Here is a 1571-nt window from a genome sequence, read left to right as displayed (position 1 = left end):
CTGGCCGGGCGGCGATCATCGACGACGAGGGCGAATTCAGCTACCGGGAACTCGACGAGGCCGCCAACGCCGTCGCGCACGGGTTGCTGGCCAAAGGAGTGAAGGGCGGTGACGGCGTCGCGATCCTCGCGCGCAACCACCGCTGGTTCGCGGTCGCCGAATTCGGCTGTGCGCGCGTCGGCGCTCGCATCATCCTGCTCAACAGTTCGTTCTCCGGCCCGCAGATCACGGAGGTTTCCGAGCGCGAGGGCGCCAAGCTGATCATCTACGACGACGAGTACGCCGACGACGTAAGCAAGGCCGAGCCGCCGCTGGGCAAGCTGCGGGCGCTGGGTACCAATCCGGATGGCAAGGATTCCGGCAGCAACGATGAGACGCTGGCCGATCTGGTGGCCGTCAACAGCAAATCGCCGGCGCCCAAGGCCACCAAGCATTCGTCGATCATCATCCTGACCAGTGGCACCACGGGTACGCCCAAAGGTGCCAACCGCAGCCTGCCGCCGACGTTGGCGCCGATCGGCGGGATCCTGTCGCACGTGCCGTTCAAGGCCAACGAGGTGACTTCGCTGCCGGCGCCGATGTTCCACGCCCTGGGCTTCCTGCACGCCACCATCGGCATGTTCCTGGGTTCGACGCTGGTGCTGCACAGCAAGTTCAAGCCGGAGCAGGTCTTGCAAGACATCGAAGAACACAAGGTGACCGCGGTGGTCGTGGTGCCGGTCATGCTGTCGCGGATGCTCGACGCGCTGGAGAAGATGGACCGCAAGCCCGACTTGTCGAGCCTGCGAATCGTCTTCGCCTCGGGTTCTGCGCTGGGTGCCGACGTCGCTGAGCGCGCGTTGGCGGACATCGGCCCGGTTGTCTACAACATGTACGGCTCCACCGAGATCTCCTTCGCCACCATCGCCGGGCCACAGCACCTCGAGTTCAATTCCACGACGGCCGGCCCCCCGGTCAAGGGCGTCAAGGTCAGGATTTACGACGAGAACGGCAACGAATTGCCGCAGGGCGAGGTCGGACGGATCTTTGTCGGCACGACGTTCCCGTTCGAGGGCTACACCGGCGGTGGCGGCAAGCAGATCATCGACGGCCTGCTGTCCTCGGGTGACGTCGGCTACTTCGACGAGAACGGCCTGCTCTACATCAGCGGCCGGGACGACGAGATGATCGTGTCCGGCGGCGAGAATGTTTTCCCGGCCGAAGTGGAGGACTGCATCAGCGCCCACCCCGATGTAATCGAGGCCACCGCGATCGGCGTCGACGACAAGGAATGGGGCCATCGGTTGCGGGCCTTCGTGGTCAAGAAGGAGAACTCGAGCCTCGACGAAGACACCGTCAAACAGCACGTGAAAGATCAGCTGGCCAGATACAAAGTGCCGCGCGAGGTGATCTTCCTCGACGAACTGCCGCGTAACCCGACCGGGAAAATCCTCAAGCGCGAGTTGCGCGATATGGACGCCGACTAGCTCGATTGGCGAAGCGTCAGCCGTCGAAACCGGTTGCGCCGTCGAGCTGTTCGCGCAGGATGTCGATTTGCCCGGTGTGGCGGGCGGTCTCTTCGATCATGTGTA

The 1571-nt window shown here is 64.0% G+C and carries 2 protein-coding genes; one reads left to right on the top strand and one right to left on the bottom strand.

Annotated elements, in window-relative coordinates:
• The coding region (fadD2, locus tag AC2VOG_RS19245; RefSeq protein ID WP_486941425.1) for a long-chain-fatty-acid--CoA ligase FadD2 at positions 1-1466 on the top strand (1466 nt) is incomplete at its 5' end.
• A 16-nt stretch (positions 1467-1482) separates the two neighbouring features.
• On the opposite strand, the gene AC2VOG_RS19240 is transcribed toward fadD2, so the two are convergent.
• Positions 1483-1566: a mycothiol transferase gene (locus AC2VOG_RS19240; protein ID WP_486941426.1), complete on the bottom strand. Its 84-nt coding sequence runs from the start codon at positions 1564-1566 to the stop codon at positions 1483-1485.
• Positions 1567-1571: the final 5 nt, after the last annotated feature.

This window comes from Mycobacterium sp. TH-M11 (assembly GCF_057473725.1).
Note: the sequence above shows the minus strand (reverse complement) of the source record. Positions and strands in the feature narration are given on the sequence as shown.